General features: G+C 37.1%; 25 protein-coding genes. 18 read left to right on the top strand and 7 right to left on the bottom strand.

Annotation, left to right across the window (positions count from 1 at the left end; genetic code table 11):
• Positions 1 to 66 precede the first annotated feature (66 nt).
• The 3 genes from BTR1S_RS13005 to BTR1S_RS12995 all read left to right on the top strand — a co-directional run bounded on the left by BTR1S_RS13005 (position 67) and on the right by BTR1S_RS12995 (position 3,423).
• Positions 67 to 1,353, top strand: a complete 1,287-nt coding sequence (locus BTR1S_RS13005) for a glycoside hydrolase family 140 protein (protein WP_029419494.1) — start codon at positions 67 to 69, stop codon at positions 1,351 to 1,353.
• A 100-nt stretch (positions 1,354 to 1,453) separates the two neighbouring features.
• Complete coding sequence (locus tag BTR1S_RS13000) at positions 1,454 to 1,951, top strand: PTS sugar transporter subunit IIA (RefSeq protein WP_006639964.1); 498 nt, start codon at positions 1,454 to 1,456, stop codon at positions 1,949 to 1,951.
• A gap of 14 nt (positions 1,952 to 1,965) precedes the next feature.
• Positions 1,966 to 3,423: a glycoside hydrolase family 1 protein gene (locus tag BTR1S_RS12995; RefSeq protein WP_029419493.1), complete on the top strand. Its 1,458-nt coding sequence runs from the start codon at positions 1,966 to 1,968 to the stop codon at positions 3,421 to 3,423.
• Positions 3,424 to 4,179: 756 nt separating this feature from the next.
• Here the strand turns inward: BTR1S_RS12995 and BTR1S_RS12990 are convergent.
• The 5 genes from BTR1S_RS12990 to BTR1S_RS12970 form a co-directional block, all read right to left on the bottom strand.
• The gene (locus BTR1S_RS12990; RefSeq protein WP_006639967.1) at positions 4,180 to 4,908 is read right to left on the bottom strand and encodes a DUF6060 domain-containing protein; all 729 of its coding nucleotides are present in this window, start codon (positions 4,906 to 4,908) and stop codon (positions 4,180 to 4,182) included.
• 94 nt (positions 4,909 to 5,002) lie between these two features.
• Positions 5,003 to 5,479 carry a hypothetical protein gene (locus BTR1S_RS12985; protein ID WP_006639968.1) on the bottom strand — a complete coding sequence of 159 codons (477 nt, stop codon included), beginning with the start codon at positions 5,477 to 5,479 and terminating at the stop codon, positions 5,003 to 5,005.
• Between the two features lie 607 nt (positions 5,480 to 6,086).
• Positions 6,087 to 6,695 carry an ABC-2 transporter permease gene (locus tag BTR1S_RS12980; RefSeq protein ID WP_006639969.1) on the bottom strand — a complete coding sequence of 203 codons (609 nt, stop codon included), beginning with the start codon at positions 6,693 to 6,695 and terminating at the stop codon, positions 6,087 to 6,089.
• Complete coding sequence (locus BTR1S_RS12975; RefSeq protein ID WP_029419492.1) at positions 6,676 to 7,557, bottom strand: ABC transporter ATP-binding protein; 882 nt, start codon at positions 7,555 to 7,557, stop codon at positions 6,676 to 6,678. The genes BTR1S_RS12980 and BTR1S_RS12975 overlap by 20 nt, the downstream gene beginning before the upstream one ends.
• The gene (locus tag BTR1S_RS12970; protein ID WP_006639971.1) at positions 7,557 to 7,934 is read right to left on the bottom strand and encodes a GntR family transcriptional regulator; all 378 of its coding nucleotides are present in this window, start codon (positions 7,932 to 7,934) and stop codon (positions 7,557 to 7,559) included. The genes BTR1S_RS12975 and BTR1S_RS12970 overlap by 1 nt, the downstream gene beginning before the upstream one ends.
• 411 nt (positions 7,935 to 8,345) lie before the next feature.
• Between BTR1S_RS12970 and BTR1S_RS12965 the strand changes: the two genes are divergently transcribed.
• The 5 genes from BTR1S_RS12965 (at position 8,346) to BTR1S_RS12945 (ending at position 12,021) form a co-directional block, all read left to right on the top strand.
• A complete protein-coding gene (locus BTR1S_RS12965) occupies positions 8,346 to 8,666 on the top strand; it encodes a hypothetical protein (RefSeq protein ID WP_006639972.1) in 321 nt (106 codons plus the stop codon).
• Between the two features lie 257 nt (positions 8,667 to 8,923).
• Entirely contained in the window at positions 8,924 to 9,226 is a 303-nt protein-coding gene (locus BTR1S_RS12960) for an ArsR/SmtB family transcription factor (RefSeq protein ID WP_006639973.1), read from the top strand.
• 127 nt (positions 9,227 to 9,353) lie between these two features.
• A complete protein-coding gene (locus tag BTR1S_RS12955; RefSeq protein ID WP_029419491.1) occupies positions 9,354 to 10,535 on the top strand; it encodes an MFS transporter in 1,182 nt (393 codons plus the stop codon).
• 289 nt (positions 10,536 to 10,824) lie between these two features.
• A complete protein-coding gene (locus BTR1S_RS12950; RefSeq protein WP_006639975.1) occupies positions 10,825 to 11,442 on the top strand; it encodes a TetR/AcrR family transcriptional regulator in 618 nt (205 codons plus the stop codon).
• Between the two features lie 6 nt (positions 11,443 to 11,448).
• Positions 11,449 to 12,021 carry a GNAT family N-acetyltransferase gene (locus BTR1S_RS12945; RefSeq protein WP_006639976.1) on the top strand — a complete coding sequence of 191 codons (573 nt, stop codon included), beginning with the start codon at positions 11,449 to 11,451 and terminating at the stop codon, positions 12,019 to 12,021.
• A gap of 222 nt (positions 12,022 to 12,243) precedes the next feature.
• On the opposite strand, the gene BTR1S_RS12940 is transcribed toward BTR1S_RS12945, so the two are convergent.
• Positions 12,244 to 12,678 (bottom strand): DinB family protein, encoded by a 435-nt coding sequence (locus BTR1S_RS12940; RefSeq protein WP_326182373.1) that lies wholly within the window; start codon positions 12,676 to 12,678, stop codon positions 12,244 to 12,246.
• 680 nt (positions 12,679 to 13,358) lie between these two features.
• Here BTR1S_RS12940 and BTR1S_RS12935 point away from each other — a divergent pair.
• The 10 genes from BTR1S_RS12935 (at position 13,359) to BTR1S_RS12895 (ending at position 24,671) form a co-directional block, all read left to right on the top strand.
• Positions 13,359 to 13,496 (top strand): gallidermin family lantibiotic, encoded by a 138-nt coding sequence (locus BTR1S_RS12935; RefSeq protein WP_006639978.1) that lies wholly within the window; start codon positions 13,359 to 13,361, stop codon positions 13,494 to 13,496.
• A 96-nt stretch (positions 13,497 to 13,592) separates the two neighbouring features.
• A complete protein-coding gene (locus BTR1S_RS23600; protein WP_368409237.1) occupies positions 13,593 to 13,802 on the top strand; it encodes a gallidermin family lantibiotic in 210 nt (69 codons plus the stop codon).
• Between the two features lie 203 nt (positions 13,803 to 14,005).
• Entirely contained in the window at positions 14,006 to 15,796 is a 1,791-nt protein-coding gene (locus tag BTR1S_RS12930) for an ABC transporter ATP-binding protein (RefSeq protein WP_006639979.1), read from the top strand.
• 66 nt (positions 15,797 to 15,862) lie between these two features.
• Positions 15,863 to 17,176, top strand: a complete 1,314-nt coding sequence (locus BTR1S_RS12925) for a lanthionine synthetase C family protein (RefSeq protein ID WP_029419490.1) — start codon at positions 15,863 to 15,865, stop codon at positions 17,174 to 17,176.
• Between the two features lie 22 nt (positions 17,177 to 17,198).
• Complete coding sequence (locus BTR1S_RS12920; protein WP_029419489.1) at positions 17,199 to 20,276, top strand: lantibiotic dehydratase; 3,078 nt, start codon at positions 17,199 to 17,201, stop codon at positions 20,274 to 20,276.
• A 125-nt stretch (positions 20,277 to 20,401) separates the two neighbouring features.
• Positions 20,402 to 21,106, top strand: coding sequence for a lantibiotic protection ABC transporter ATP-binding protein (locus tag BTR1S_RS12915; protein WP_006639982.1), 705 nt, complete (start codon positions 20,402 to 20,404; stop codon positions 21,104 to 21,106).
• A gap of 11 nt (positions 21,107 to 21,117) precedes the next feature.
• Positions 21,118 to 21,876, top strand: coding sequence for a lantibiotic immunity ABC transporter MutE/EpiE family permease subunit (locus tag BTR1S_RS12910; RefSeq protein WP_006639983.1), 759 nt, complete (start codon positions 21,118 to 21,120; stop codon positions 21,874 to 21,876).
• Complete coding sequence (locus BTR1S_RS12905; RefSeq protein ID WP_006639984.1) at positions 21,876 to 22,643, top strand: lantibiotic immunity ABC transporter MutG family permease subunit; 768 nt, start codon at positions 21,876 to 21,878, stop codon at positions 22,641 to 22,643. Before BTR1S_RS12910 ends, BTR1S_RS12905 begins: the two co-directional genes overlap by 1 nt.
• Before the next feature lie 13 nt (positions 22,644 to 22,656).
• A complete protein-coding gene (locus BTR1S_RS12900) occupies positions 22,657 to 23,325 on the top strand; it encodes a response regulator transcription factor (RefSeq protein WP_006639985.1) in 669 nt (222 codons plus the stop codon).
• Positions 23,316 to 24,671 (top strand): sensor histidine kinase, encoded by a 1,356-nt coding sequence (locus tag BTR1S_RS12895; RefSeq protein WP_006639986.1) that lies wholly within the window; start codon positions 23,316 to 23,318, stop codon positions 24,669 to 24,671. The genes BTR1S_RS12900 and BTR1S_RS12895 overlap by 10 nt, the downstream gene beginning before the upstream one ends.
• Positions 24,672 to 24,788: 117 nt before the next feature.
• Here the strand turns inward: BTR1S_RS12895 and BTR1S_RS12890 are convergent, their stop codons facing one another.
• Positions 24,789 to 26,528 carry an ABC transporter ATP-binding protein gene (locus tag BTR1S_RS12890; protein ID WP_029419488.1) on the bottom strand — a complete coding sequence of 580 codons (1,740 nt, stop codon included), beginning with the start codon at positions 26,526 to 26,528 and terminating at the stop codon, positions 24,789 to 24,791.
• Positions 26,529 to 26,582 lie beyond the last annotated feature (54 nt).

The raw sequence follows: 26,582 nt of genomic DNA, 5'->3' as shown, positions 1-26,582 counted from the left end.
TTTTAAATTTGGAGGGAGAATAGTTTAAAACTATTTTCTCTTCTCTTGAATAGGGAGGGGAATTCATTGATAAAATTAAGGGTTTCGGAAAGTAAACAACATTTAGAAACAGAAAAAGGGGAAACGTTCTTTTTTTTAGCAGATACAGTATGGAGTGCATTCACCAATGCTACATTGGAGGAGTGGGGAGATTATCTTGATTATAGAAAGATGCAAGGCTTTAATGTACTGCAAATCAATATTCTCCAACAATGGGATGCCAGTGAATCAGATTTGAATATAAAACCGTTTGAATACAAGGAAGATGGTTCCTTCAATTTCTACAAGAGAAATGATGCTTACTTTGAACGTGCTGAAAAGATGGTTGCGATGGCAGTGGAAAAAGGGTTTGTACCAGCGCTCGTCCTATTGTGGTGTAACTATGTACCGGATACATGGGGATCTGAGATTAGTGATGTAAATAATATGCCTCTTGAATTAGTTGAGGATTATATAAAGTATGTTGATGCTAGATTTTCTAAATATCATCCTATTTATTTGGTGAGTGGAGATACTGATTTTCCAACAGATCGTGCCATTGAATATTACTCGTTAGCCTTAAACACAATAAAGCGATTAAGCCCGCATTGCCTAACGACTCTGCATATCAGAGGGAGATTGCAGGAAATACCCGATGCGTTTTTATATAGTGACAAATTAGACTTTTATATGTTTCAATCGGGGCATAACGCCCAATTCCAAAATATGACTTACAAACTTGCAGAAGAGTTTAGCAACAAGCCGGTCAAACGACCTTCCCTTAATTCAGAGCCATGTTATGAACAAATCGGTTATAGCAGAAATTTATACGGACGATTTGGGCAGTTTGATGTCAGAAAAGCTGCATGGCAAAGTTTATTATCAGGTGCCAGTGCAGGCATTACATATGGAGCTCACGGAATATGGAGCTGGCATAAGAAGGGGAAAAGTTTCGGACTAATTGGCGAAGCTTTTGACAGACCCTATGATTGGAAAGATGCATTGAAGTTTGAAGGTGCCTGGGATTATGCGTTCGCCAAGAAGATATTTAAATTATATGATCTTTATGACTTGGAACCGCTGGATATCGTGTTAAAAAACACAGAGGAGATAAGGGCTGCGAGTAGCAGTGATTCAACTAAAATTGCCATTTATGTTCCTGTTAACACAGTTTTAAAGCTAGACAAGCTTCTTGAAGATTATGAATTCACGGTAATAGATTTAGAATATAGACGTTTTGGAGAAGCGGACGTGTCATATGAAGAAAATAGAACCATTATTGATATGCATATGTTTGGCTCGGACGTTTTAATAATTGGAGAAAAAAGATTTTGACTATGTTTCTAACATGTAATGGGAAGAGCCCGAAAAGTATTTTTCGATCTTCTATTAATCGTTTTATGAAATTCAAATAATGAATTAGGGGTTAAAGAAAATGTTAGATAAGATCTTCAAAAGCAAAAAGAAAATAAAAAAGGAGGAGATTTTTTCTCCGCTTACTGGTCAATTGGTACCGCTAGAGCAGGTGCCGGATCCTGTCTTCTCAGAAAAAATGATGGGGGATGGTGTCGCCGTCATACCGGAAGAAGGTGTGCTTGTATCTCCTGTTGAAGGAGAAGTCGTTCAAGTTTTTCACACAAAACATGCGATTGGCATTAAATCTGTTTCGGGGTTAGACATCCTTTTGCATATTGGATTGGAGACAGTAGAACTCAATGGTGAGGGATTTAATGTTTTCATTAAAGAAGGTCAAACTGTTAAAGTGGGAGATCCTTTATTAAATTTTGATATTTCATTTTTAAGAAATGAGAATAAGGAGATTATTACACCGATCGTCATTACAAATTACTCTGATAAAGTCGACGAGATTGTACACGTAGATCAACAAGCAGTATCAAGAGGAGAAAATTTATTTGTATGCAGATTTAGATAATGGGGGTAATGACAATGAATCAATCTGAAACTAAATTTCCTGAAAACTTTTTATGGGGAGGAGCGACTGCGGCCAACCAAATGGAAGGCGGTTATCTTGAAGGGGGCAAAGGGTTAAACATCGCTGATGTTCTTCCCGGGGGTAAAGAGAGACTAAAAGTATTAAAAGAACCAGGTTTCAATTTTGAAATTAATGAGAAAAAGTATTATCCAAATCATGAAGGAATAGACTTTTATCATCGTTACAAAGAGGATATCGCATTATTTGCTGAAATGGGCTTCAAAGTTTATCGTATGTCAATTGCTTGGTCCCGCATCTTCCCGAATGGAACGGAGTTAGAGCCAAATGAAGAAGGACTTGCGTTTTATGACCGTGTATTTGATGAATTACACAAGTATGGAATTGAGCCAGTCGTAACGATTTCCCACTATGAAATGCCGTTGAATCTTGTAAAAGAATATGGCGGGTGGAGAAGCCGAGAAGTTATTACGTTTTTTGAACGTTATGTCAATGCTATTTTCAATCGCTATAAAAACAAAGTGAAATACTGGATGACCTTTAATGAGATTAATAGTGCCTTGCACTTCCCGATCATGAGCATGGGCTTTTCGATTGAAAAGGGAAAAGATGAATATCAACCGATTTTCCAAGCTTTCCATCATCAATTTGTGGCAAGCAGTCTTGCTGTTAAGGCATGCCATGAAATAATTCCAGATTCTAAAATTGGGTCTATGATCATCTCAGCACCTGTCTATTCATATGATTGTAATCCTGAGAATGTCCTGTACGCTATGGAGGAGGAACGCATCTTTAATTATTTCTGTGGAGATGTACAAGTTCGAGGAGAATATCCTCCATTTGCGGAGCGTTTTTTTAAAAAACACAACATATCTCTAGATATCCGCGATGGTGACCTGAAATTAATCAAAGAACATCGAGTTGACTATATCGGGCTAAGCTATTATATGTCTTTAACAGAGAAGAAAGATAAAACTGGACTTGATTTGACCCCTGGCAACCTGCTAAAAGGAGTAAAAAATCCATTTTTAAAAGCAAGTGACTGGGGATGGGAAATTGATCCGACAGGTTTACGCATCACATTGAATAAACTATATGACCGTTACCAAGTGCCGCTCTTCGTCGTGGAAAACGGCTTGGGTGCTTACGACAAGGTTGAAGAAGATGGCTCCATAAATGATGATTATCGAATTGATTATTTGCGCAGTCACATCGAAGCAATGCGCGAGGCTATTGGTGATGGTGTTGATTTAATGGGCTATACAAGTTGGGGGTGCATTGACTTAGTGAGCGCCTCTACCGGGGAGTTCTCTAAGCGTTATGGCTTTATTTATGTTGACAAGCACGATGATGGGAGCGGTACGATGAAGAGAATGAAGAAAAAATCATTCTATTGGTATAAAGGTGTTATTGAAAGCAATGGCGAGGTTCTTTTAAAGTCTATTCGCAGGTAGATGGTCTGGAATCTAAAACAGTATCAAAAACATATGAACATGACCCGATCGGGGAAGCGGAAAAAATACCGCCAATCATTAATTTAAAAGTGTTTACGAATCACTGAGCTGATTGAACAAAAAGGTATAACAGCTTATAACGGCTTAAGAAAAGTGATTTATACAGAATGAGGAATGAATCGCAGGATAAGGAACCCTCACGATGTTTTACCTCTTTGGATTTGATGATCTAAAGGGGTATTTTTATGATTAAAAGAATAATAAGTCTGAGTTGAAGGACGGAAGTTGATTGTCACCCGCAGTTCATTTTGATGAAGACGAATCCAGAAGTGAACCCAAAATTAAACCGGAGTGGTCCATCCGCTATATTTTTGGCAGTCTTAAAAGGACTATAAAAAGCACTTAAACTAGAAGTGAAGCCCGTTCGCACAGCGGCATGACAGGGCGGTTTGAACAATGCTCGTATACATAATAATCTTTTTGAGGATGTGTAATCGTGAACAAGGAGACATACATTGAAGTTAGGAGAACATCGCAGTACGTCAATAAAATGAGGCGATTTTCAGTGCTGATTAATGGTGTCGAGGCTGGAAAGATCAAAGATGGTGGTGCCTTGGCATATTCAATCAAAGGAAGACGATGACAAGGATATCAAACGGCGGTGTTTTTAGTTATGGTCTATTGGCATACCGAAATCAAGAACTACATATACAAGTAAGAGAGCAGGCCTCCAGACCTACTCTCTTTGATTTCACGCTATTTTTTGTGAACGAATACATAAGTGCCTTTTGCTTCCCCGTTTGACAGTTTAACAGGGTTTCTGCAATAAGCAGACTTGCTGTATAGATATCCATCCCAGTTAGAATATCTTTTAAGTTTTCCGGTAGACTTTCTTTTTGTAGGTTTAAATGCAATATAGCCATTTTCACCTTTTTTAAGCTTGAAAGTATACGTACTTGAGGAAGTGGCGCTGTTCACCCATGTATAAGAGACACCGGCTTTAATTGCGTTTTTTTCTGCCTGAGTATTTACACTGAAGGAAGATGATACTGTGACTGAGATATTTTTGCTAATGCTACAACCTCCAGAAGTATTACATTTAATCGTTGAGGTTGCTTGGATAGGATTTCCCGTATATGTAGTAACTTTGGATTCGGAATACTTCCAGTACTCTCTGTAGTCTTGTGTTTTAAAATCTCCAGCTACTACAGGTTTTAAAAGATTAAATTCATCTGTGTCGGAGTATTCTAATTCCGGTTCTTCGACTTCTTGCTCTTCAGTAAATGACCTATATTCTTCTTCTGTCAGAGGTACAAGTCCATTTTCAGTATTTTCATAGGCGATAATTTCAGCATCAAATTCGGAATCGTAAAAGCGCTCTGGTTCTGTAGGTTCGGTATTTTCCTCTGCAAAAGCAGGAAGAGAAAAAGACAAACCAAGTACTAAGGCGCTAGAAGCTACTAGCCCTTTGATAGACAATTTCATTCAAAATCCCCCTTATTTTCCTTTTGGAACCATATTACCAGATAAAAGGAGGTGTTTGTGATATTTTCCTTCGACAAATAAATCCGAAATTCGACTATTCAGCCATTATATAGTAGTACATTTTTGTTTTTTCATCGATTGTTGGTGTAGTATCAAGACCTTCATCAGTTTCAAAAGTGAAATTGGGCTTATCGGCAACGCCTATGTATAGCTTGTATTTCTTTCCTTGAGGTGTTTTGAATTTAGCTGAAACATCTAAATTGCCTATATTGGATTTTTCTGATTTTAAAATTATATGCTGGAAGTCGCGATTCCACTGATATTTGTTGTCTTTGTGGATGATGTTAGCGATGCAAATGCCTTTTCCGGCAGATTCAGTGAATCGGAAAACTATTACTTTTTCACCGTCCAAATCAACTTTTTCTAAAATATCGTTCTTGCTTATATTTTCGCTTTTGGCACCATACTCAATGGCTTTTTCTTCGCTATCAAACCATTTGTTTTCTTTAGTGCTTGAACATCCTGCGAGAAATAGAACAAACAAGAGAAATAGAACTTTATATTGCTTCATATTGCACCTCCATTTTTTGATTTATAGTTGAATTATATTATTTCGCTCAAAGCTTATAAGTTCCTTCACCAAAAAATCAATTTAAAATCAGGGTCAGCGGGCCATCCGGCCTTCGTTTTTATTTACTTCCAGAATAGCCGCCGCTTTCTTCACAGGCTGCAAGCATTTTTTTGTTTTTTTAGAAAACAGCGGAGAGTCTTACTCAGCATTTCATCTCTTTCCTACTGCTTTTTCCTGAAATATTCCATTCGCTCTAATGTTTTTTGGACGAACATTTCCTGTCGATATAGATGCACTATAATTCAGCTGCTTTTTTAGAGAATTGGCCGTCCAGTTTGTTCCTGTTGTAGAGGTTCTCTAACAATATTTTTGGATTGTAACGGCCTTATATTCCAAGTTGAGAAAGAGTATTCGTTTATTAAGCAGGAATAGGTCGTTGAGGCAAGTGCTGTTGCTGGAAGTTCAACCGGGCTCGCACCGTAACAACCTGACGAAAAGTGTGACGGTGCAGTTTTTTATCTGATATACTCCGAATGAAAACAGGCTGACCATGTAGAGTTGTCAATGATGAAAAAAGATTGGCAAGTCGAAAGCATCCCGATCCTTTTTAAAACACTTTATTTCTATAAATCCGAATCGACAGAAGCCATGAACACCCGTACAGCGTAATAATTGATATGGCAACGATCAGATACAGAGAAGTATTTTGTAAGGTTAGAAGCATGTGAATGAACTCTCTGATTTGATCGTTCAAATTATGGACAACAAAGTTAATCGTTAGCATATACAAGCCAAATGCAACAATAGAAGCAATCAACAGATAGTTACTTTTGAATTTATAACAGAATGGCAGCATGAATGAAGCAGCTGTCATCACAATGGCGACCATTAGCAAAATGTCTTTCCAGATCGTAAGTTCCCGGTGAATGATAAAGTTTACGATAAATATGGCTGCAGCCACCATACATGTAAAGAGAACGACGACAATATACTTTGAACTGACAATCTCCTTCCGTGTATAAGGCAAAGAATTGAGAAGCATATGTATAGAAGACTTTTCATCTATTGAAAAGGCATACATCGATATAACTATACTAAATACAACCCCAACCCAGATTGGAGAAATATCTAACATTAAATAAACACATAATACCAAAAACGAAGCCGCCAACGTTTTTTTCTGCAAGACAATATCCTTACGTATTAAGTTGAACATGTTCTTTGGCTCCTTTCTTCGTATAGAACATAATATCTTCAAGAGTCGGTTTTTCTATTAACGCCATGTCCCCAAAGATTTTTTCTGTTCGTGATTTATTCGCAGTCAATGCTTCAAATCCATGAGTTGATTTTCGAACCGCTATAAATTCCTGTTCCGTCTCCCTGTCTAATAACTCCATTCCGCCTTTGACAATCGCATACTCTTCCTCAATTTCATAAAAGTCCTTTGTAAAGATATGCTCTCCTTTATGAATGAACGTGATATAATCTGCAATCGTATCTAAATCAGTCGTAATATGAGTCGAAAAAAAGATCGTTTTATCCCCATCCTGAATGAGTTGATGCAAGATATCCAACAGCTCCCGGCGGAAAATCGGATCCAGCCCGGACGTCGGTTCGTCCATAATAATTAATTCCGCATGATGGGACAAAGCGATGGCTAATGAAGCTTTCATCATCATCCCTTTTGAGAACGTCTTGATTTTCTTCGTTAGCGGCAAGTTAAATGTTTTTGCATAATCATTGAAAACTTGATCATCCCAATTGACATAGGCTCTTTTTATAAGTTCTTTCATTTCGGTAAATGTTAAATGTTCATAGAATACATTGTGATCAAATACAAAACCGATTCGTTGTTTGATTTCTTTCTCATGCTCCTTGTAATTCAAGCCAAACACCTTAATCGTCCCGCTGTCAGGCTGCAATAAATTCATGATCAATTTAATTGTTGTCGATTTTCCTGCACCATTGCCGCCTATAAATCCGGTGACAAACCCTTTTTTTACCGTCATTGAAAAGTCCTTAAGATGAAAACATTCGAACGATTTATGAACATGCCGGAGTTCAATTACATTGTCCATCATTCTTCCTCCCGATATAAAATGGTAAGCAATTCTTTTAATTCTGTAAGGGTAATGCCAATGTCTTTACTATTTTTAATTGCTGCCAACAATTGCTCTTCAATCGCTTTCATTTTTCCTTCCTTCATCATTTCGTCATTCTGAACTGATACAAAAGAGCCTTTCCCGACCACAGAATAAATGAACCCATTCTTCTCGAGTTCTTCATAGGCGCGCTTCGACGTAATAAGACTTACATTCATATCCTTTGCTAATTGGCGCATAGAAGGCAGCGGCTGTCCCGGTTTTAATTCATTTGCAAGAATATGATCCTTAATTTGAGTGTAAATTTGCTCATAAATGGGTTGCTTTGAATTATTCGAAATTATAATTTTCATTTCAAAACCTCTTTTAATTGTCTACGCCTCAATATACACATTATATACAATATAAACAATATATACAATGCGTGATTAAATTTTTAAAAGTATATCCTCACCCCAATGTGGCAGATGTGCGCCAAAACGAGGTTCCCTGCAGCCGCAGATTTTTTAATGCTGTACTTTTTTATTTTAATCGAAATAAGAAGCGAGAATTCTGTTGGCAATGGCACTGAACCAGCCGGGCCTGATAGGGAATAGAGCTGTTTTTTTGATGTCTTACTTGGAGCGCGTGACGTTTTTTGGTAACCTTAAATAGGCTTTAAATTGTTTAAACTAGCGAATTTATCGGTTCATGCAGCGGCATGACAAGGCGCTCCTTAACGGCGTCCGTGTGTGGGATCTTAATTATTTTAAGGATGTGTAATTGTGAATCAAGAGACGTACATTGAAATTAGCAGGACATCACAGTACATTAATAAAATGAGAGGTTTTTCTGTGCTGATTGATGGTGTCGAGATGGGAAAAATCAAAGATGGCGGAAGGCTGCGAATTGATTTACAGCCTGGCGAACATGCTATTCAAGTGAAAATTGATTGGTGCACAAGCCAAACATTAAGGTTTACCTTAGATGAAGGAAAAGTGCTGAAGTTTAGATGCGGAAGTCCGATCCGGGGATGGAAGGTATTCCTGGTGCTGTTTTCTACTGTGGCCCGCACTGAGAATTATCTGTTTATCGAGCAGGAATAAGCGGTTGAAAGCAAGGCTTCGTTATTCCACGGACAGAACAGCGCGACATGTGTTCTGCGGCCGGAAACTGCGTTTTGGAAAGGTCTAATTTCTTATTTTGTTAACAATGAATAATGGAGAACGTCCCTTGTCCGGAAAAGAGATGATTTTGATGGAAGATGCCCTCCTTTGGCTTGACCAAAGGGGTGTTTTTAAGACAAACATCCAAAGTTAAATTACGTATTGACATATCGGTATATCACGATATAATAATCCGTATGGAACCAATTGAAATTTTCAAAGCTTTATCCAATGAATCAAGGTTGCAGATTTTGCAATGGCTGAAGGAGCCTGATCGTCATTTTACACCCCATGAAGGGATTGATATGAACACAATCGGGGTATGTGTCAGCCAAATTACAGACAAATTGAAAATGACGCAGTCGACGGCTTCCCAATATCTCGCCATCCTGTTAAGAGCCGGCTTAATTAAGGCGGAGCGAATCGGTAAGTTTACTTACTACAAAAGAGATGAAGAGGCCATTAAAAAACTGGCCGACTTTCTAAAAACGGAGATATAAAAATAAACATCTCAAGATGTTTATTTTTACACCATACATATCGACATATTGCGATGTGTTTATTTTTAAAATTATCGTATCGGTATTTCGTGATATGTGAATGCAAAAACTTAAGGAGTGAACGACTATGTCTAACACCTGGAAAATTTATATTTTGGCCATTATCAGTTTTTTAGTGGGAACCTCAGAGTACATCATTTCCGGTATTCTGGATAATATTGCGCATACACTTGGGATTACCATAGCGGCCGCGGGCCAGCTCATTACGATCTTTTCACTCGTGTATGCCATTTTCACACCGATTCTTATGGCGTTGACGGCAAGTATCGATAGACGCAAATTAATGATATATTCTCTCGGTTTGTTTGTGCTCGGAAATATCCTGGCCTTTGCCTTGCCTGGTTACGGCTGGTTTATTGCAGCACGGGTTATTATGGCGTTGGGGGCGGGAATGGTTGTTGTCACCGCATTAACGATTGCCGCCAAGATCGCTCCGGAAGGCAAACAGGGCAGCGCGATCGCTACCGTCGTCATGGGATTTACCGCTTCTCTTATCATTGGTGTTCCACTCGGAAGAATGACAGCTGAAGCGTTGGGCTGGAAATCTGTATTTGGCGGAATTGCTTTATTGGGGTTAATTGCCATGATCATTATATTCTTGACTCTCCCGCATACGGAAGGGGATAAGTCCGTCCCTTTGCTTCAGCAGCTTTCCCTTTTGAGGAAACGAAAAGTGGCGATGGGATTGTCCGTCACTTTTTTCTGGCTCGGGGGATATGCCATTGCTTACACCTACTTGTCACCGTACCTCCTGAATATTTCAGGGATAAGCGGCAACCTGCTTAGCGGAGTTTTGCTTATATTTGGAATCGCGAGCTTGGTTGGATCGAAGTTTGGGGGATATAGCACTGATAGATGGGGAGTGCCCTTTACACTTGTTAGCGGGATGACATTGCATATCATCACACTGATTTTGCTGTCGCTCGTCACCCACTCATATATCGGCGTATTGATCATCCTCATATTATGGTCGTTTGCCGCATGGTCTACCGGCCCGACGCAGCAATATCACTTAGCGACGCTAGAACCGGAATTGTCAGGTGTCTTGCTTGGCATCAATCAGTCGATGATGCAATTGGCTATGGCTGCAGGTGCAGGAGTAGGGGGTATTTTTGTAGAGAATGTATCATTGGCCTCTATTACCTGGATTGGAGCGTTGGGGGTTGCGATTGCTGTTGTTGTTTTTTTGCTGACTTCTCATTCAGATACTAAACTGAAAGCACCAAATGTAAAAGAAGTCAGTCAATAATCCGCTGCCTTGATTAGCTTTGAAGGTTCATTGGCTTCATTCGTCATAGCACTATGCAGAATAATGGCGTATAAGAACTTGGAATACGCTGTAAACAGGAGCCGTTAGTTTTTAACACAAACATCTATTTTGGAAAAAAGCACACATGGTAAAGAATGCTCCGGAAAATCCGCAACGTTTTCCATTTTAAGATTGAAACTATACACTCGTGTCATTTATAATCGAACTATAAAAATGACACACGTGTATAGTTTTTTAATTTTTGATCTAAAAGGAGGGTGACATCAATATGGCTCCGAAAGTCGATGAAGAATATAGGGAGGAAAAGAAAAGCACACTATTAAACGCGGCTAAGAAAGTGTTTATCAAAAACGGATATATTAACACCACGATGCAGGATATTATGGATGAAGCCAATGTTTCCAGGGGAACTCTTTATAATTACTTTGATAATATTGATCATATTTTTATCGAAGTTCTTAAATTAGATGATCAGGATAATATCGATCTATTTTTAGATGAGAGACCGTTGTGGCCAGCCATCAAACGCTGGATAGAAGGGTGGCAGATTCAAATTGAAGAAGTGGATCATTCTCTATTGGTTGCGAGAGCTGAATTTTTCATTTCCTCAAAGTTTGTAAAAAATAAAGGGAATTTCCCTTATATTTCTGAACGCTACGAGCGAACTGCCAGTGCTATTGAAAAAGCAATTTATAAAGGGGTGGAACGAGGTGAATTTCAACTCCAGCTGCCCCCTGCACTTATCGCGCGGTATCTCATTTCGTTCATTAATGGTTTAATGCTGGATACCTTTCAACTGGGGAATGCAAACACAAAAGTTAAGGAGCAATTGTCTGTATTGCTTTTTTCTCTTGAACAAATGATGAAACCGACAAAAAAGGAGTGAACAGTCATGTTATTCGAGTCTTCCAGGGTGAAGCTGAGAAAAGTTACGATAGATGATGCAGAGCTTTACCATACATGGAGAAATGATATCGAAGTGATGCGAAATACGAACCCTTCTTTAGATATTTATACGATTGACGCAACAAGAGACTTTATTGAACAAGTGATCCTGGGCGCCAATACGGCCAAAAGTTATATGATGATTGAGAAGGAAAATGAAAAACCGATTGGCATTACATCATTAATCAATATTGATGATAAGAACAGAAATGCTGAATGTATTATCGACATTGGAGAGAAGGATTTTTGGGGCAAAGGCTACGGAAGCGAAGCATTGATATTGCTATTGAACTATGCGTTTTTAGAAATGAATCTGCACCGGGTTTATCTTAGAGTGTTTTCCTTCAATAAAAAAGCGATTCGTTTGTATGAGAAATTAGGATTTAGCCATGAGGGAACCAGTCGGGAGGCCCTGTTCAGGGAAGGTGTATGGCATGACATTGTGCATATGGGTCAGTTGCAAAGTGAATATTTTAAACAACATGAAAACAGAAGGACAGCACGGGCAGTTGAGTCTTGAGGCCAAATCGAAAGCAAAGTTCAGTCATCTTAAAGGCTAATTGAAACCAAAATGAGAAGCCCCCCTTTGGCGGGATTAACCAAAGGGGGGGCTTTTTTAATGTTCAGAAGAACTTCTAAAGTGCATTAAAGAAGGCCGCGGCTCAAGAATTGGTTCGATGACAAACGGTGTCTGAAGGGCCGTCTTCAAAGGAGCGCTTGATCAGGTTCTAGAATAACAATGTTAACTGTTCAAAATCCGCAAATAAGCCTTCCAAGGCCCGACATCCTCTTGATACCGCTTCGCCATCACTCTTGCAATTTGGGAGATGTGAGTAAGATCGTGTGCAACCCATGTTGAGATCTGTTCTCTAAGTTTGACGATTCCAAACTCAGGGTGTATGCCCGTTTGTTCGAAATCAGTCTGTGAATGAATCAGCCGTCGCAATGTCCCCAGGTTTTCCCGGCGAAGATCCGTAAAGTCGCTAAGCAGCTGCTCAATGGTTTTCTCAGCGTTTTTCTCCATCTGGCCAAAACGGTCAAACAAAGGAAATGTTTCCGTTTCTCCCTTTGTGATGATCATTTCAATCCGCGGGATCCAATTATTCTTTTCCCCTTCGATCAGGTGACCGATGACATCAAAGGCGCTCCACGTTGCTTCGCCTTCATTGCAATTGATCCATGAGCCTGATCATCCGGTCAGCAAATGACTCAGCGTTTGTGGCGTGCGTTCCAAGAGTTCTATATTAAAAATGATTCATACTTGTGTATCCAGATGATGAAGTGGGGAATTATTCAATGTGATATTACATTTTGTTTTGATTCATTGGTTTAGTTACGGCTGATGCTTTATGTATAGAAGAGATGATGAATTTACAAATTCCTTAAAATAAAAACTCAAAACTTTGATGGATTCAATTCACAGCAACATAAGACAGCATATTGATCATTGCCTTTGAAAATTAAAACTATACCTTCGGTAACGTCAAAGAATGACAGCAGAGATTAACCTGCATACTAGTAACACTTTACCATCACTGTGGAGCAAATTCTCGCTAGTATGAAATAATCTGAGAGTAATAAAGTTGTATCCGAAAACCTCATTGCCCTTTTGCTTTTGATCGAAATAAGGAAAAAGGGTGTTTTTGATATGAGCATAAAATATTAGATACCTGGTATGGGAAATAAACCATTAAATGGGCAAAATATCAAAAAAATATAAAATCTTGATAAAATCTTGATATTTTTTTAATATTATCAAAATTGCAAAACCAATATCATATAGAAAATCCGGTTCAAAAGGTTTAATTGAGCTTATGTACTTCTGAAAATATGGTTCTTAACAGGAGGTGACTGATAATGCCAAAGTTTGATGATTTCGACTTAAATGTGAAACAAGCAAGTGAAAAAGATGTGGTTAAGCCAGAGGTTGGAAGCAGATATTTATGCACCCCAGGATCTTGTTGGAAATGGGTTTGCTTCACAACGACTGCTTAAAGAGTTAAAGTGAGATAATTTTCAATCAACGATATAGGAGGGAGTACATAGTTTTTGAGACACTCTTTAGATCTACATCATTAATTAAACCATTGGATGAATATGAGACAAAGGTTTTGCAAATTACCTAATAGAGATTCGAAAAATTTAGAAAGGGAGAGACCGAAATTGCCAAAATTTGATGATTTTGATTTAAACGTAAAACAAGCAAGTGAAAAAGATGTAGTCAAACCGGAAGTCGGAAGTAGATATTTATGTACCCCAGGATCTTGTTGGAAGTGGGTTTGCTTCACAACAACTGCGTAATATATTGTTCTAATTAAAAGCTGAATTGTTCGTCTTAGGGCTTTAGCGCTTAACTGCTAGCCTAAGAAATAATAGGTTAAGTGCTAGAGTCCTTTTAATCTATACATAATTTTGGGATGAAAGGAACTGCATACAGAAAAATGATGAGTCTTAAAATTTGTATAATAAATTGCTAACAAAAAAAATAAAACGGAATGATAATAATGCAAAGTATTAAGAAGAATCTAACGCTTTTGTGCAAGACGATTAAGATGATTTTTAATATAACTGGTAGAAATTTTTATTTTGTAGTAATCCTTACAATTGGAACCTCTTTGACTTCAGTCGTATCTGTCTTATTGTTTCAACAGCTATTGAATGCAATTGAGTTAAAAAAGAGCTTACTTGAAGAAATATGTATTATGTTATTTATCTATTTGGGATTTAATTTGTTTTCTGAGTGGTTGAATAATATATCGTCTTATTTTAATGGTAAGTTACGGCTTCTACTTGAATATAAAATAAACTTTCTGCTTATCGAAAAAAGTAGCTTGCTCTCAATGAGGGATTTTGAGAATTCAGATATATATAATAAACTTACACGCCTGGAAAATGAAGTTGGATATAGGCCCTTTCAAACTTTTCAGGCCTTGTTGGGAATTATTTCAGCATGTGTAACTATCATATCTTCATCGATTATTTTGCTATTATGGAAACCATACCTAATAATAATCCTCTTTTTACTCCCGTTTTTATCTTTGTTTTATTACTTAAAAATTGCACAAGAGAACTTTAAGATTCACTTTGAAAGAAGTAATTCAGAAAGAGAAGCCTGGTACATCAGCTATTTGATGACGCACGATTTTTCTTTTAAAGAAATAAGAATGTATGGTTTGAGAAACTATTTTTTAAACCGGTTTTGGAGGCTTAAACAACGCTTTAGAGACCAAGATAATGGTATTAATAAAAAGAAAATGATATATGGATTTATTTTTAATACGATTCAAGATATTTGCATGGGTGTTGTTGTTTTCATTGCTGTAATTAGTGCATTTACAGGAAAATTATTAATAGGTAATGTAGCAACTTATATTAAATCGATTAGTATGGTTCAATCTAATAGTCAATCATTAATAAATAGCATTTATCAGCTGTATGAGAGTAACTTATACATGGAACTACTAGATGAGTTTTTAAATCTTGAAATAGAAACAGTAGATTCTAATAAAATTAAAATAAATTCTATTGATGAGATTGAATTTAGAAATGTTTCATTCAGTTATGATGGAAGTAAAAATTCCTTAGAGAATGTATCTTTTCGTATCAAAAAGGGAGATTTACTTGCGATTATCGGTGTCAATGGATCAGGAAAAAGTACCATACTCAAATTAATCTGCGGATTATACACTAATTATAGTGGTGAAATTTTAATTAATGGTATAGAGCTTAAAAGAATTGACCATGAATCTTATAGAAAATGTATATCTGTCCTCTTTCAAGATTATTTAAAGTATGAATTTACACTTGGAGACAATGTTTCTGTGGGGGATACTTCAAATATGAATGATCCGGAAAAAATAAATAAAACATTGGAAATGGCAAATGTCACTTTTTTAAAGGATGGGAATAAATCATATCAATTAAACTCTCAACTGGGCAATTGGTTTGATGATGGAACACAATTATCAGGAGGTCAATGGCAGAAGGTAGCAATTGCAAGATCCTACTATAGGGAAGCATCTTTATTTTTGTTAGATGAACCAAGTTCAGCCCTAGATGCAATTTCCGAGAAACATATATTCGAAAGTTTCTTTAAATTGGCTACTAATGAAATTAGCATCTTTATCACTCATAAGGTAGAAATTGCAAAACATGCAGGGAAAATTTTGGTGATTAATAATGGTGCAGTCGACGGGATTGGAAATCATTCGGACCTCATCAGGAACTGTGATGTGTATCGCAGTTTATATGAAAAAGATCAAATTGATAGCAACTCTTCTATGGTTAGTAATTAATGAGTGTAAGCTTCAGTTTTAAGAAGGCTGTTTTTTAAAGGCTTTATTTAGGGAGGTTAGATCAATATGTTGGATAGCATAAAAACCAAAACTAGTATTCGGGATATTGCTTCACGAATTGCCGACATATCGTACGTAGAAACGGAGTCGAAAAGAAATGAAGTAAATTATCGTAATGCAGGAGAGATTACACAAACACTTTCTCCAATGACTCTTAGTCATGGTTATCCTTCTTTATGCATATTGTTTAGTAATTTGGGAGTTACTGATAATGAGAATTGCTGGATAGAGTATTCCAATAGGTATGTCCAGCAGATTGTTAATTTAATAAATGAGAGAGGAATATTTGGAGCTTCATTATTTTCAGGGACTGCGGGAATTGCATTTTCGATAAGAATAGCTAGTATGCGGGGGCTTTACTATTCTAAATTACAAAAGTCTTTAGATCGTTTTTTGTACGACCAATTAGATGAAATACTAACCAATTTAAACTTTAAGACGAACTATGAGATGTTTGACTATGATGTCATGGAAGGATTAGCAGGAATCGCAAATTATCTTTTCATCATAGAAAATGATCCGACAAGTGAAAAGTATTTAAAAAAAATCTTGACCTATTTTGTTTCTTTATCTGGTTATAAGGAATTTTCAGGTGAAAAAATACCCAATTGGCACATAATAAATGAGTTTTTATTTTCAGATAGTGAAAAAGAAACCTATAAGAACGGAATATTGAATGTAGGTTTGTCACATGGAATTCCTGGCCCTTTAATTATTTTAAGTAAGGCTTATAAAAGAGGGATTCTTGTAAAAGGGCATTTCGAAGCTATAAAAAGAATAGCCTATGATTTAGTAAAACTCAAAAATCAGTATGACAATAATTGGGGGGGGATGATAGACGTAAAACAATATTTTAACCAAGAATGTCCACTTCGTCTACCGACACGTTCAGCTTGGTGCTATGGAACACCTGGAACAGCTTTTTCGTTATTGACTGCCGCTGAAGCATTAAATGATAGGGAACTTTCCGAGATTGCAAAACAAGCCATGAAGGATCTAATCGGAAATGAACAGAAAATCTTTTCGCCTTCCTTTTGTCATGGTTATGCTGGTATATCGTATCTTTATAAAAGATTTTATGAAAAAACGGGTGTGCAGGAGTTTGATAATGAATCAAAGCGCTTAAAATCAAAGACCCAAGAATTTTTTGATTTTATAAATCCCTTCGGTTATTGCGATATTGAAATTAAGGATAACTATAAATTGAAACTTAATTCAATAGGGCTTTTACAAGGTGTGGCGGGAATATTGCTATCCCTTCTATCTTTTGAAGAGAACAGTCCTTCGATATGGAATGTTGCCTTTTTATTAGATGACTAATTTGGAGAAAGGAAAGACTATTATGACAAGTTATTTTAAACCTATAAGTAAATATATGCTTAGAGTACCGTTACATCCAAACTCATTAATGGAAAGATTTTATGACATCGAAAAAAGTATAGAGGCGATAAAGAACGATACATTTTTATGCGAACAGCTTTTGGTAGCAAGCGAAAATATTTATAAAACGTTAGTAAATAAAGATTTCTCTACATTATCTAAGAAAAAGAAGAGAAACCTGATTGCTTCCCTGGGAAACTATATTAATAGAGCTGCGACTAGAACCACTCCTTTTGGTTTATTTACAGGAGTTGGAATACTCGATCTAAAGAAGACTGAGGCGTCCAAGCCTTCAAAAATCAATATTAAAAAGAAAAGTCGTATTGATGCAGAATGGTTATTTAAACTTATCAAAAAGATAGAAGTAGAGCATTTTTATGACTTAAAGTTTAAAATGAACACAGCATCTTATCGTAAAGGTAATCGCCTACATATTCCTTATAACTTGGATGGAAAGACAGTAGAAATCAATGTTAATTACAGTAAGCCCTTAATGCTTATTGAGAAGCTATGTATAAAAGAACATGTAAGTTTCAAAAAAATGGTTCGGGCATTACAAGAAAGATATCCGAAAAGGGATGTTGACGATCTTGTAGCCTATGTAAAAACCTTGATTGAAAAAGAATTTATTATTTCTGAAATAAGACCTCCCCTTTGTAATACGAATCTTCTAACTTACACAATTAATAAATTGTCAAAAATACCCTTTTTATACGAGAAATATGGTAAACCACTCAATGAAGTGGATGTGCTGATTGGAAAGTATAATGATGCTCCTATCGGCCAGGGAACTAAAAATTATTTAACAATCCAAGAAAAATTAAGGCGAATCCATTCTTTTACAAATGAAAAATATTTACAAGTAGATACAAAATTAGATGTTGATGGAATTTATATAAATGAGAGAGATATCAAGAATATCAATAAATGTATTACATTATTAATGAAATTTGCTTCTGAAATTGACGACTCTAAAAGCTATAAAAATATTTTTGAAGAATATCGCTTAAAGTTTATTGAGAAGTTTGGAACTTACGTTGAAGTACCAATAGCGGATGTTTTAGATGAAGTTAATGGAATTGGTGCTTTAAAATCTTATAGTAGGCCTAAAAATAGATTTACTCAAGATACTCCGGTAACAACTGAAGAACATAACCTTTTGAAAAGATATTTTATGAATAAGTATTTAGCTGCTGTTGAAAATAAGCATCCTATTATCATAACAGATGAAGAAATTAACAAGTTAAATATGAAGGTAGACGAGAAAAGGTTACCGAGTTCTCTCGAATTAAATTTTATCATAAGAAAAAATAATAACGGAGAAAATCTTCTTTTTTTGGGACCCAATATAGGTTCATCTGCTGCAGGGAAAACATTTGGAAGATTTAGTTATTTGAGCGATGGATTTTCTGAAGTGTTGGACGAAGTAGGCAGAGAGTTAAAAGAAAGTGAAATCGATCAAGTGGAGCTGTGTTTTGTTCCATCAAACATTAGAATGGCGAATGTTACCCGTATCAATACACCAAGAGAGTATAACCTTTCAATGTTTACTAATTCATATAATCCGAACAATGAATTAACATTAGCTGATATTCTTGTTGGATGTGACAATGAAAAGTTTTATTTGAAAAATAAACGGAATGGAAGATTGCTGAATATATCAGGAATGAATATGCTAAATCTGAGCTCTTCAAGCAATATCATTCGATTATTGAGCGATATCTCCTTAAATCAGGATTTAGAATGGAGTAATACTCCATGGGGTGCATATTATAAAGAATTTATTCATATACCAGAAATTCGATATGAAAATATTATTCTCTCAAATGAGAAATGGAGTTTACAAAATCTGCGAGGGCAGTTTGAAAGAGCCCCAAAAATTGAAGAATTTATGGCGGAATTCCAAAAGTTCAGAAGAGTTTATTCAGTCCCGGATAATGTTTATTTTCAATTTGCTGATAATCGAATTTTATTGGATTTATCAAGAAAAACTAACCTCAACTTGTTGTATAAGAATTTATTCAAGTTTCCAAGTACTTTTTTAGAGAAAGCAGAGGCTGGAAACCCCGCTATTACCTTAGGTGAGGAATATTTCTCAGCAGAGGCGGTAATTCCTTTTGTTCTAAAAGAGGAATACAGAGACAATAAGAGTAAGAAAGAATTCTTTAATGGAAGTATATATCAGCAGGTTAGCTATCCTCCTTTTAAAGAATGGCTGTTTTTAAAACTCTATGGCCCTGAAGACCGCCAAGATGAATTAATAGAATACATGAAATACTTCATTTCAACACAACTGGATAGGAGTGTTTATGATAAGTTTTTTTATATGCGATACAATGACCCAAAACCTCATATAAGATTGAGGTTTCGTTCAATAGAACCAAACAATCTTCAGATTATTTACGACAAGCTGAGTGAGTACATAATTGAATTACAAAAAATGAGCATCATTTATGAAGTAACCATCAATACTTATTTCCCTGAAATCAACAGGTATGGTGGGTCGGTGCTGATAAAGGATGCTGAAAATTTATTCTACCATGATAGCTTAGTTGTGATGGAAATTCTTAAAGTCATGAAACAAAATAGTCTGAGCCAAGAACAAGTTGGAGTGATCTCCTTACTTCACTACTTGATTGACTTTGGATTATCTTTTGAAAATCAATTAAATTACTTGCAGCTAAACTTAAAAAACAGTGACATTCATAAAAAGGAATTCAAAAAAGAAAAGTTTGATTTCATCAATGAACTAGATTCTTATAACAATTGGGAAAAGGCTAAAAAAAGAGAAGACCTAAAACAAATTATTGATATCCTAGAATATAGAAGCAAAAGTATTAACGTCTATAGAGAACATATTAACAGAAGCAATAAACATACGAGTGATTTCATTAACATTATAGGGAGCATCATTCACTTGCATTTTAATAGGTTGTTTGAGATTGACCGCGATTTCGAAAATAAACTATATGTTTACGCATACCAAACATTATATGGCCAGAGAGTTCGAAGAAAGATGCTTCATTTACAGGAACTTTAAAAAACATCTTAAACAGATGGTTGAACAGATTAACTGATCAATCATCTGTTTTTTTCGATATTGATGGAGTCTTGATTTTTTATTGCTAAACTCCATTTATAAAGACGAAAAGGAGTTATTTGAAGATGAATAATGAGTATATCTTGCAAACGAGGCACTTAACCAAAAAATACAAAAAATCGACCATTTTAAACGGTGTATCAATTAATGTAAGAAAGAACACTGTTTACGGCCTTTTGGGTCCCAACGGGGCAGGTAAGTCAACGACGCTAAAAATAATATCCGGTTTGCTCAAACAAACATCAGGAGAGGTAATTTTCAATGGAAATCAGTGGACAAGGAAAGATTTGATTTATATCGGATCTTTAATTGAAAATGCTCCGCTTTATGGGAATTTAACTGCTATAGAAAATCTTGAGGTGATAAATACGATTCTCGGCCTGCCAAAAGAGCGAATTCAGGAGGTTCTTCAAGTTGTTGGGTTAACAAATACGGGAAGTAAAAAAGTGATGAATTTTTCTATGGGAATGAAACAACGACTTGGCATTGCCCTTGCCATTTTGAATCGTCCCAAGCTATTAATTTTAGATGAGCCTACTAATGGATTGGATCCTATTGGGATTCAAGAATTAAGAGAATTGATCGCTTCATTTCCGAAGCAGGGAATGACCGTTCTTTTATCCAGCCACTTGTTATCGGAAGTTGAACATTTAGCTGATGATATCGGCATTATCAGCAATGGAATACTCGGTTATGAAGGTAAATATCATTCATATGATAACTTAGAAAATCTATTTACAGATGTTGTACGAAAGCATAGAGCCCAATAGGAGGTTACCGAATGTATTTATATTTAAAATCAGAAATGATAAAAACAAAAAGAACAATGATTAGAAAAATGTTGTTGGTGATACCCCTAATATGCTCCATTCTTGCACTAGGTTTTAATTTTCTAGGCGGCCCGGAGATAGTAAGGCTGAGTGCAGAAACGATCATTAATCATTGGGGAATATTATGGCTATCCGTGTTCGTAGCCCTTTCCACTGGGCTTTTAAATAATCTTGAAAAAAAATCGACGAATTTTAAAACGATTATAGGCTTACCAATAGATCTTCAAAAAAAGGAAATAAGCAGAGTTTTATTTACAACTGGATTAATGGGGCTAGGGTCTCTTCTGTTAATAATTTTTATAATCCTAACGAGTTTGCTGGTTAAGACGAGTCCATATTTGGTTTCACTTTCTTCTTGTATTTTAGCGGTTATCTTAATGTTTATAGCTTCACTATGGCAGATCCCGTTTTGCTTGTGGCTTTCTAGAAAAACGAATCTTTTTATCACCTTACTGTTGAATAGCATGCTTAATTTAAATTTAGGTTCAGTTTTTGCTCCTACGGGAGATTGGTGGTTTGTTCCATACAGCTGGCATTTAAGAGTGCAAATGCCTTTAACGAAGCTACACTCTAATGGAATCCCTTTGCCGCAAAATGATGAACTTCTGAGCTATTCAGTTATTCCGACTGCTCTTGTTTTAAGCCTTACATTTTTTTTCATACTGACATTGATTACTGTTAGGTCTTTTAATAAACTTGAGGTGAAATAATGCTGCAATTTTATAGATGTTTTCTTGGCGAATGTAAAAAAAGAAAGCGAAGTATATTTTCATTATTACACATAAGCATTCCGCTCGTTTTATCTGGTGTTTTGGTGATGTACTTCTTATTTAGGAATGTACCCGTAGGTGCGGAAGCGAGCTATATCATTTTTTTCGAATTAATTGGAGTAGGTACACCGGTCATCATTTCGATTATTTGTGGGCTGGTGGCCGATTCTGAAAACGAGGCAGGCCATTTTCAAAATATACTTGGATTAATTCAGAGCAGAACCGTTTCATTCACAAGTCAAACAACAATGATGATATTCTCTTATTTTGCTGCGATATTTTTAACGATATCAATCTATACCCTAGCTCTGAAGCACCTGATCGGAGTAGGTGAAGTTAACTTTACTCTCTACTATTTAACAGGTATAATTTTTGCAGGAACTTCCATCTTTCAATATTTCTTCTATCAATTCGTTGGTTATAATTATGGGATAGGAATGTGCAGTATATGTGGGTTTGGAGGAGTGATTATCGCAGCTCTGTGCTTGACCACAATAGGAGATAAAATCTGGTGGCTCCTGCCTTGGGCTTGGGCAAACCGATTCGGTGAATATGTAATGGATTATTTGAAAATGACAGGTGTAAAACCGGTTGGAAATTCTACACTTGTAATGGGAGGTTATTCTTTTTTAATTATGACAACAGGAATAATTCTTCTAAGTATCGTTTGGATAAATAGGTGGTCCGGAAAAAAAACAAACGATTAAAGGGTGGTTCAATTTGGCCAAAATCTTGGCGGTTGATGATGACGCTGCAATTCTAAGACTGGTCAGGAAAATGTTGAGTATAAAAAAACATGAGGTTACAACTTTGCAAAGTATTAAAGATATCACGATAGAGGAATTAAATAAATATAATCTCATTTTATTAGATGTCATGATGCCAGATGAAGATGGATTTAAAATTTGTGAGAAGATTAGATCTTTAATTGATATACCGATCATTTTTATGACTGCCAAAAGTGATGAATCTTCAATAATTAAAGGTTTATCAATTGGAGGAGATGATTATATTGTAAAGCCGTTCAGTATCCATGAAGTGAATGCGCGTATCGAGGCTCATTTAAGGCGGGAAGCAAGGCCGAAAAAGGGCACCAAAAGTGTATTTATCGATGGTGACATCCTGATTGATTTAGAAGCAAAAAAAGTAATGATCAAAGGGGAGGAAGTAAGCTTTACTAAGACTCAATACAAAATTTGTGAACTGCTCGCATTACACAAGGGGAAAATCTTTTCTAAAGAAGATATTTATGAATCTGTCTATTCAATTGAAAGCGATTCTCAAATTTCAACCGTGGTTGAACATATCAGAGTGATAAGGAAAAAAATTGCCCAGTTCAATTTAGCCCCTATCAGTACGGTTTGGGGTGTAGGGTATATATGGGAATAAAGAATACGTTATCGGTTTATTTTGTTAAATGGATTACAAAATTAGGTTTTGCAGGTTTGTTTATTTTGACCCTGAATATTGGATTCGTGACTTGGGGAATCAATCATCATTTTTTCCTTCCGGCAAATGAACCGATAAAAAAAGCGGAAAAAATACAGAGTAAAGTTGAAAGTGCCAATTATATTGATCCCAGCATCATTCCTCCAGAACTGGATTATACTATTTTTAATAAGCAAACAAACAAAATTGTAAAGAGTAATATGAGTTCCAGAAATAAACAAAGATCAATAGAAGCTTATCTGCATCCTAGTAAGGATAGAATGAGCTCTTTTATAAGATATGACAGTCGATATGAAAGCATTTTGATTCATTATAGCTTGAAAATCCAGTTTGCAAATATTGAATTAAGAAAGGTATTTCCGAATCCTGGCGTATGGATATCAGTTTTTTCAATCTTAATTTATTGTGTTTATTTAGTTTGGAATATAAGAAGTTTTTCTCGAATTATTGTCCAAGAAAACCAAAAGCTTATCCAAGTAGCCCGTAAAATAAAAGAAAGAGACTTAAATATCGAATTTCCGCGAGTTCGATTTAATGAGTACAAAGATGTAATGGGCGCAATGGAGAGTTTATCGGAAGCACTTGTTAAATCCATTCAGAAGGAAATTGAGATTACCAATTCAAAGTCAGAACAGATCAGTTATTTGATACATGATATAAAGATTCCGTTGACCGTTATAAAAGGGAATATAGAGCTTTTGGAAGCTATGGCAGATGAGGATGAGAAGGAAAGTTTCCGCGACGTTATGAATGCTATACAGCAGATTGAAGGATACATTCAGGAAGTTATCGATATCAACCTGGACAACAAACAAGACAATACGAATATGGAAGAAGTATCTGTAACCGATTTCTTGTGCAAGCTGGAAGCCGAAGTTAAAAGCTTGGGTAATAATATCATTGTCGAAGATTGGACACATAAAGAGGCTAGCCTTTATATAGACGTAATCCTGCTTAGTCGAGCAATAAATAATATTGTATTAAACGGAATAGAAAGAACGCCGCCGCATGAAAAAGTGCAAATGATCGTCAAGCAGGATAAAGACCGTATTCAATTTGTTATCATCGATCAAGGACCCGGTTTTTCGGAGGAAGCTCTACAAAAAGGCACTGAACTTTTTTACACCGAAAACTTTGGACGGACGAATAACAGCCATTATGGATTAGGATTAACGTTTACCGAAAAGGTAATCAAGCAGCATAATGGAAGAATGAAGCTTAGAAATAATGCCAACAACTCTGGGGAGGTGCTGGTAGAATTACCGATTCTATTGAGAAAGGGATAATACAAAAGATAAGTTCATTTTAATGACTAAAAGAGAATACTTGACCGCTTTTGTGTGAAATTTTAATTTTTAAAGTGTCCCGAATCCTCATTCGGGACACCTTTTATATTTCTGAGACTATGTCAACTGCCGCTCCGCAAACTCCCGATACAGCGCGTGCGAAGCAACCAGCTCATGATGCCGTCCCATTCCGGTAATCTTGCCTTTTTCGATAAACATAATTTGATCGGCATTTACGATCGTTGAGAGCCGGTGGGCGATGACGAAGGTTGTCCGTCCTTTCATGAGGCGTGAGAGGGCCTGCTGGACAATGCTTTCCGACTGGCTGTCGAGGCTGGCTGTCGCTTCGTCCATCATTAAAATTTTCGGGTCGCGCAGAAAGGCGCGGGCGATGGCGATCCGCTGTCTCTGTCCGCCGGACAGCTTGACACCGCGTTCGCCGACTTCCGTATCAAGCTGCTCAGGAAATTGTTTAATAAATGTGTCCGCATAAGCCATTTCCGCGACTTTCCACAGTTTTTGATCGTCAATGCTGTCAGCGTGGTCCAAGCCGTAGCACAAGTTCTCACGGATGGTGCCGGACATCATCGGGCTGTCTTGAGATACGTAGCCGATCTGGCTGCGCCACGACTTCATCGACAGCTTGTTGATCGGTGTTTCCCCGATATTAATGACCCCTGAGTCCGGTTCGTAAAATTGTTCCAAGAGGCCGAACATCGTCGTTTTTCCGCCGCCGCTCGGACCGACAAATGCAATCATCTGCCCGGGATCGACGTCGAAAGATACCTCCCGCAAGACAGGCTCGTCATCGCCGTAAGAGAAAGATACATTCTCGACACGTATCGGCAGATTGGAGATATCCATCTCAAGCCCTTCCTGGCCCTCTTCCTCTTCAGTATGCAAAATCTCGATGATTCGCTCTGTTGCCCCTTTTGCTTTTTGCAGCTGAGTGAAAAACATTGTGAACGATGTGATCGGGAAGATGATTTGAAACAGATAAAGCAAAAAGGCGATCAGCGAGCCTGCCGACATCGTCCCCTCAGAGACGCGGATGCCGCCGTAGCCGATGATGGCGACGATCACAATCATAATGACAAGGTGCATAAACGGGGAGACGAGTGCAAATATACGGGCTTCCTTGAGGCCGTATTGAAAGAGCTTCGAAATGCCTGATAACCCTTTCATTTTTTCTGTATGCTCCGCGTTTGATGCTTTCATCAATCTGATTTCGCTTAACGTTTGCTGGACATTCCCGGTAAATGAAGCGGTTTCATCCTGTAGTGTTTTAGAGATTGTGTGCATTTTCATGCCGAGCGGGATCATGATGACGGTCGTAATCGGAACAGAGATGAGCATGAGGAGTGTCATTTTCCAATCCATAATCAGCAAAATGACAACGGCTCCAATAATCGTGATCATGCCCGAAACAAACTGCGGAAAATGCTCGGAAATCAAGCTTTTGACGATGCCGGTATCATTGACGACACGGCTGACGGTTTCGCCGCTCGTCTTTTCATCAAAATACCGGACGGGCAGGCGCAGCAATTTAAACCACATCCGCTCCCTCAATGAAGCGACCACTTTTTGTCCGGCATAGGAAAGAAAATAGGTGGAAAATCCATCGCAGACCGCTTGAATGATAAAAACGAGCGCAAGGATGCCCGCCAAAGCCATGCTGATCGAACTGGCGGAAAAGCCGTCGACCAATTCCCGTGTAAGCAGCGGAATTGATAGTCCGACCAATGTGGTGACAAGGCTTGCGATTAAGCCGATGGTTAGAGCGAGTCTAGGAATGCCTGTCGAGAGAATCAATGAGAAGAACGGTTTTAAGCTGGCGGGTTTGTTCTCTGTTTTCATATTGCTAAACTCCTTTATTTAGTTTTTATGAGCTAAACATCGTGTGATAATGGA

Source organism: Bacillus sonorensis NBRC 101234 = KCTC 13918 (assembly GCF_001592005.1).
GTDB lineage: Bacteria > Bacillota > Bacilli > Bacillales > Bacillaceae > Bacillus > Bacillus sonorensis.
This window is presented reverse-complemented; position numbering and strand designations above follow the sequence as displayed.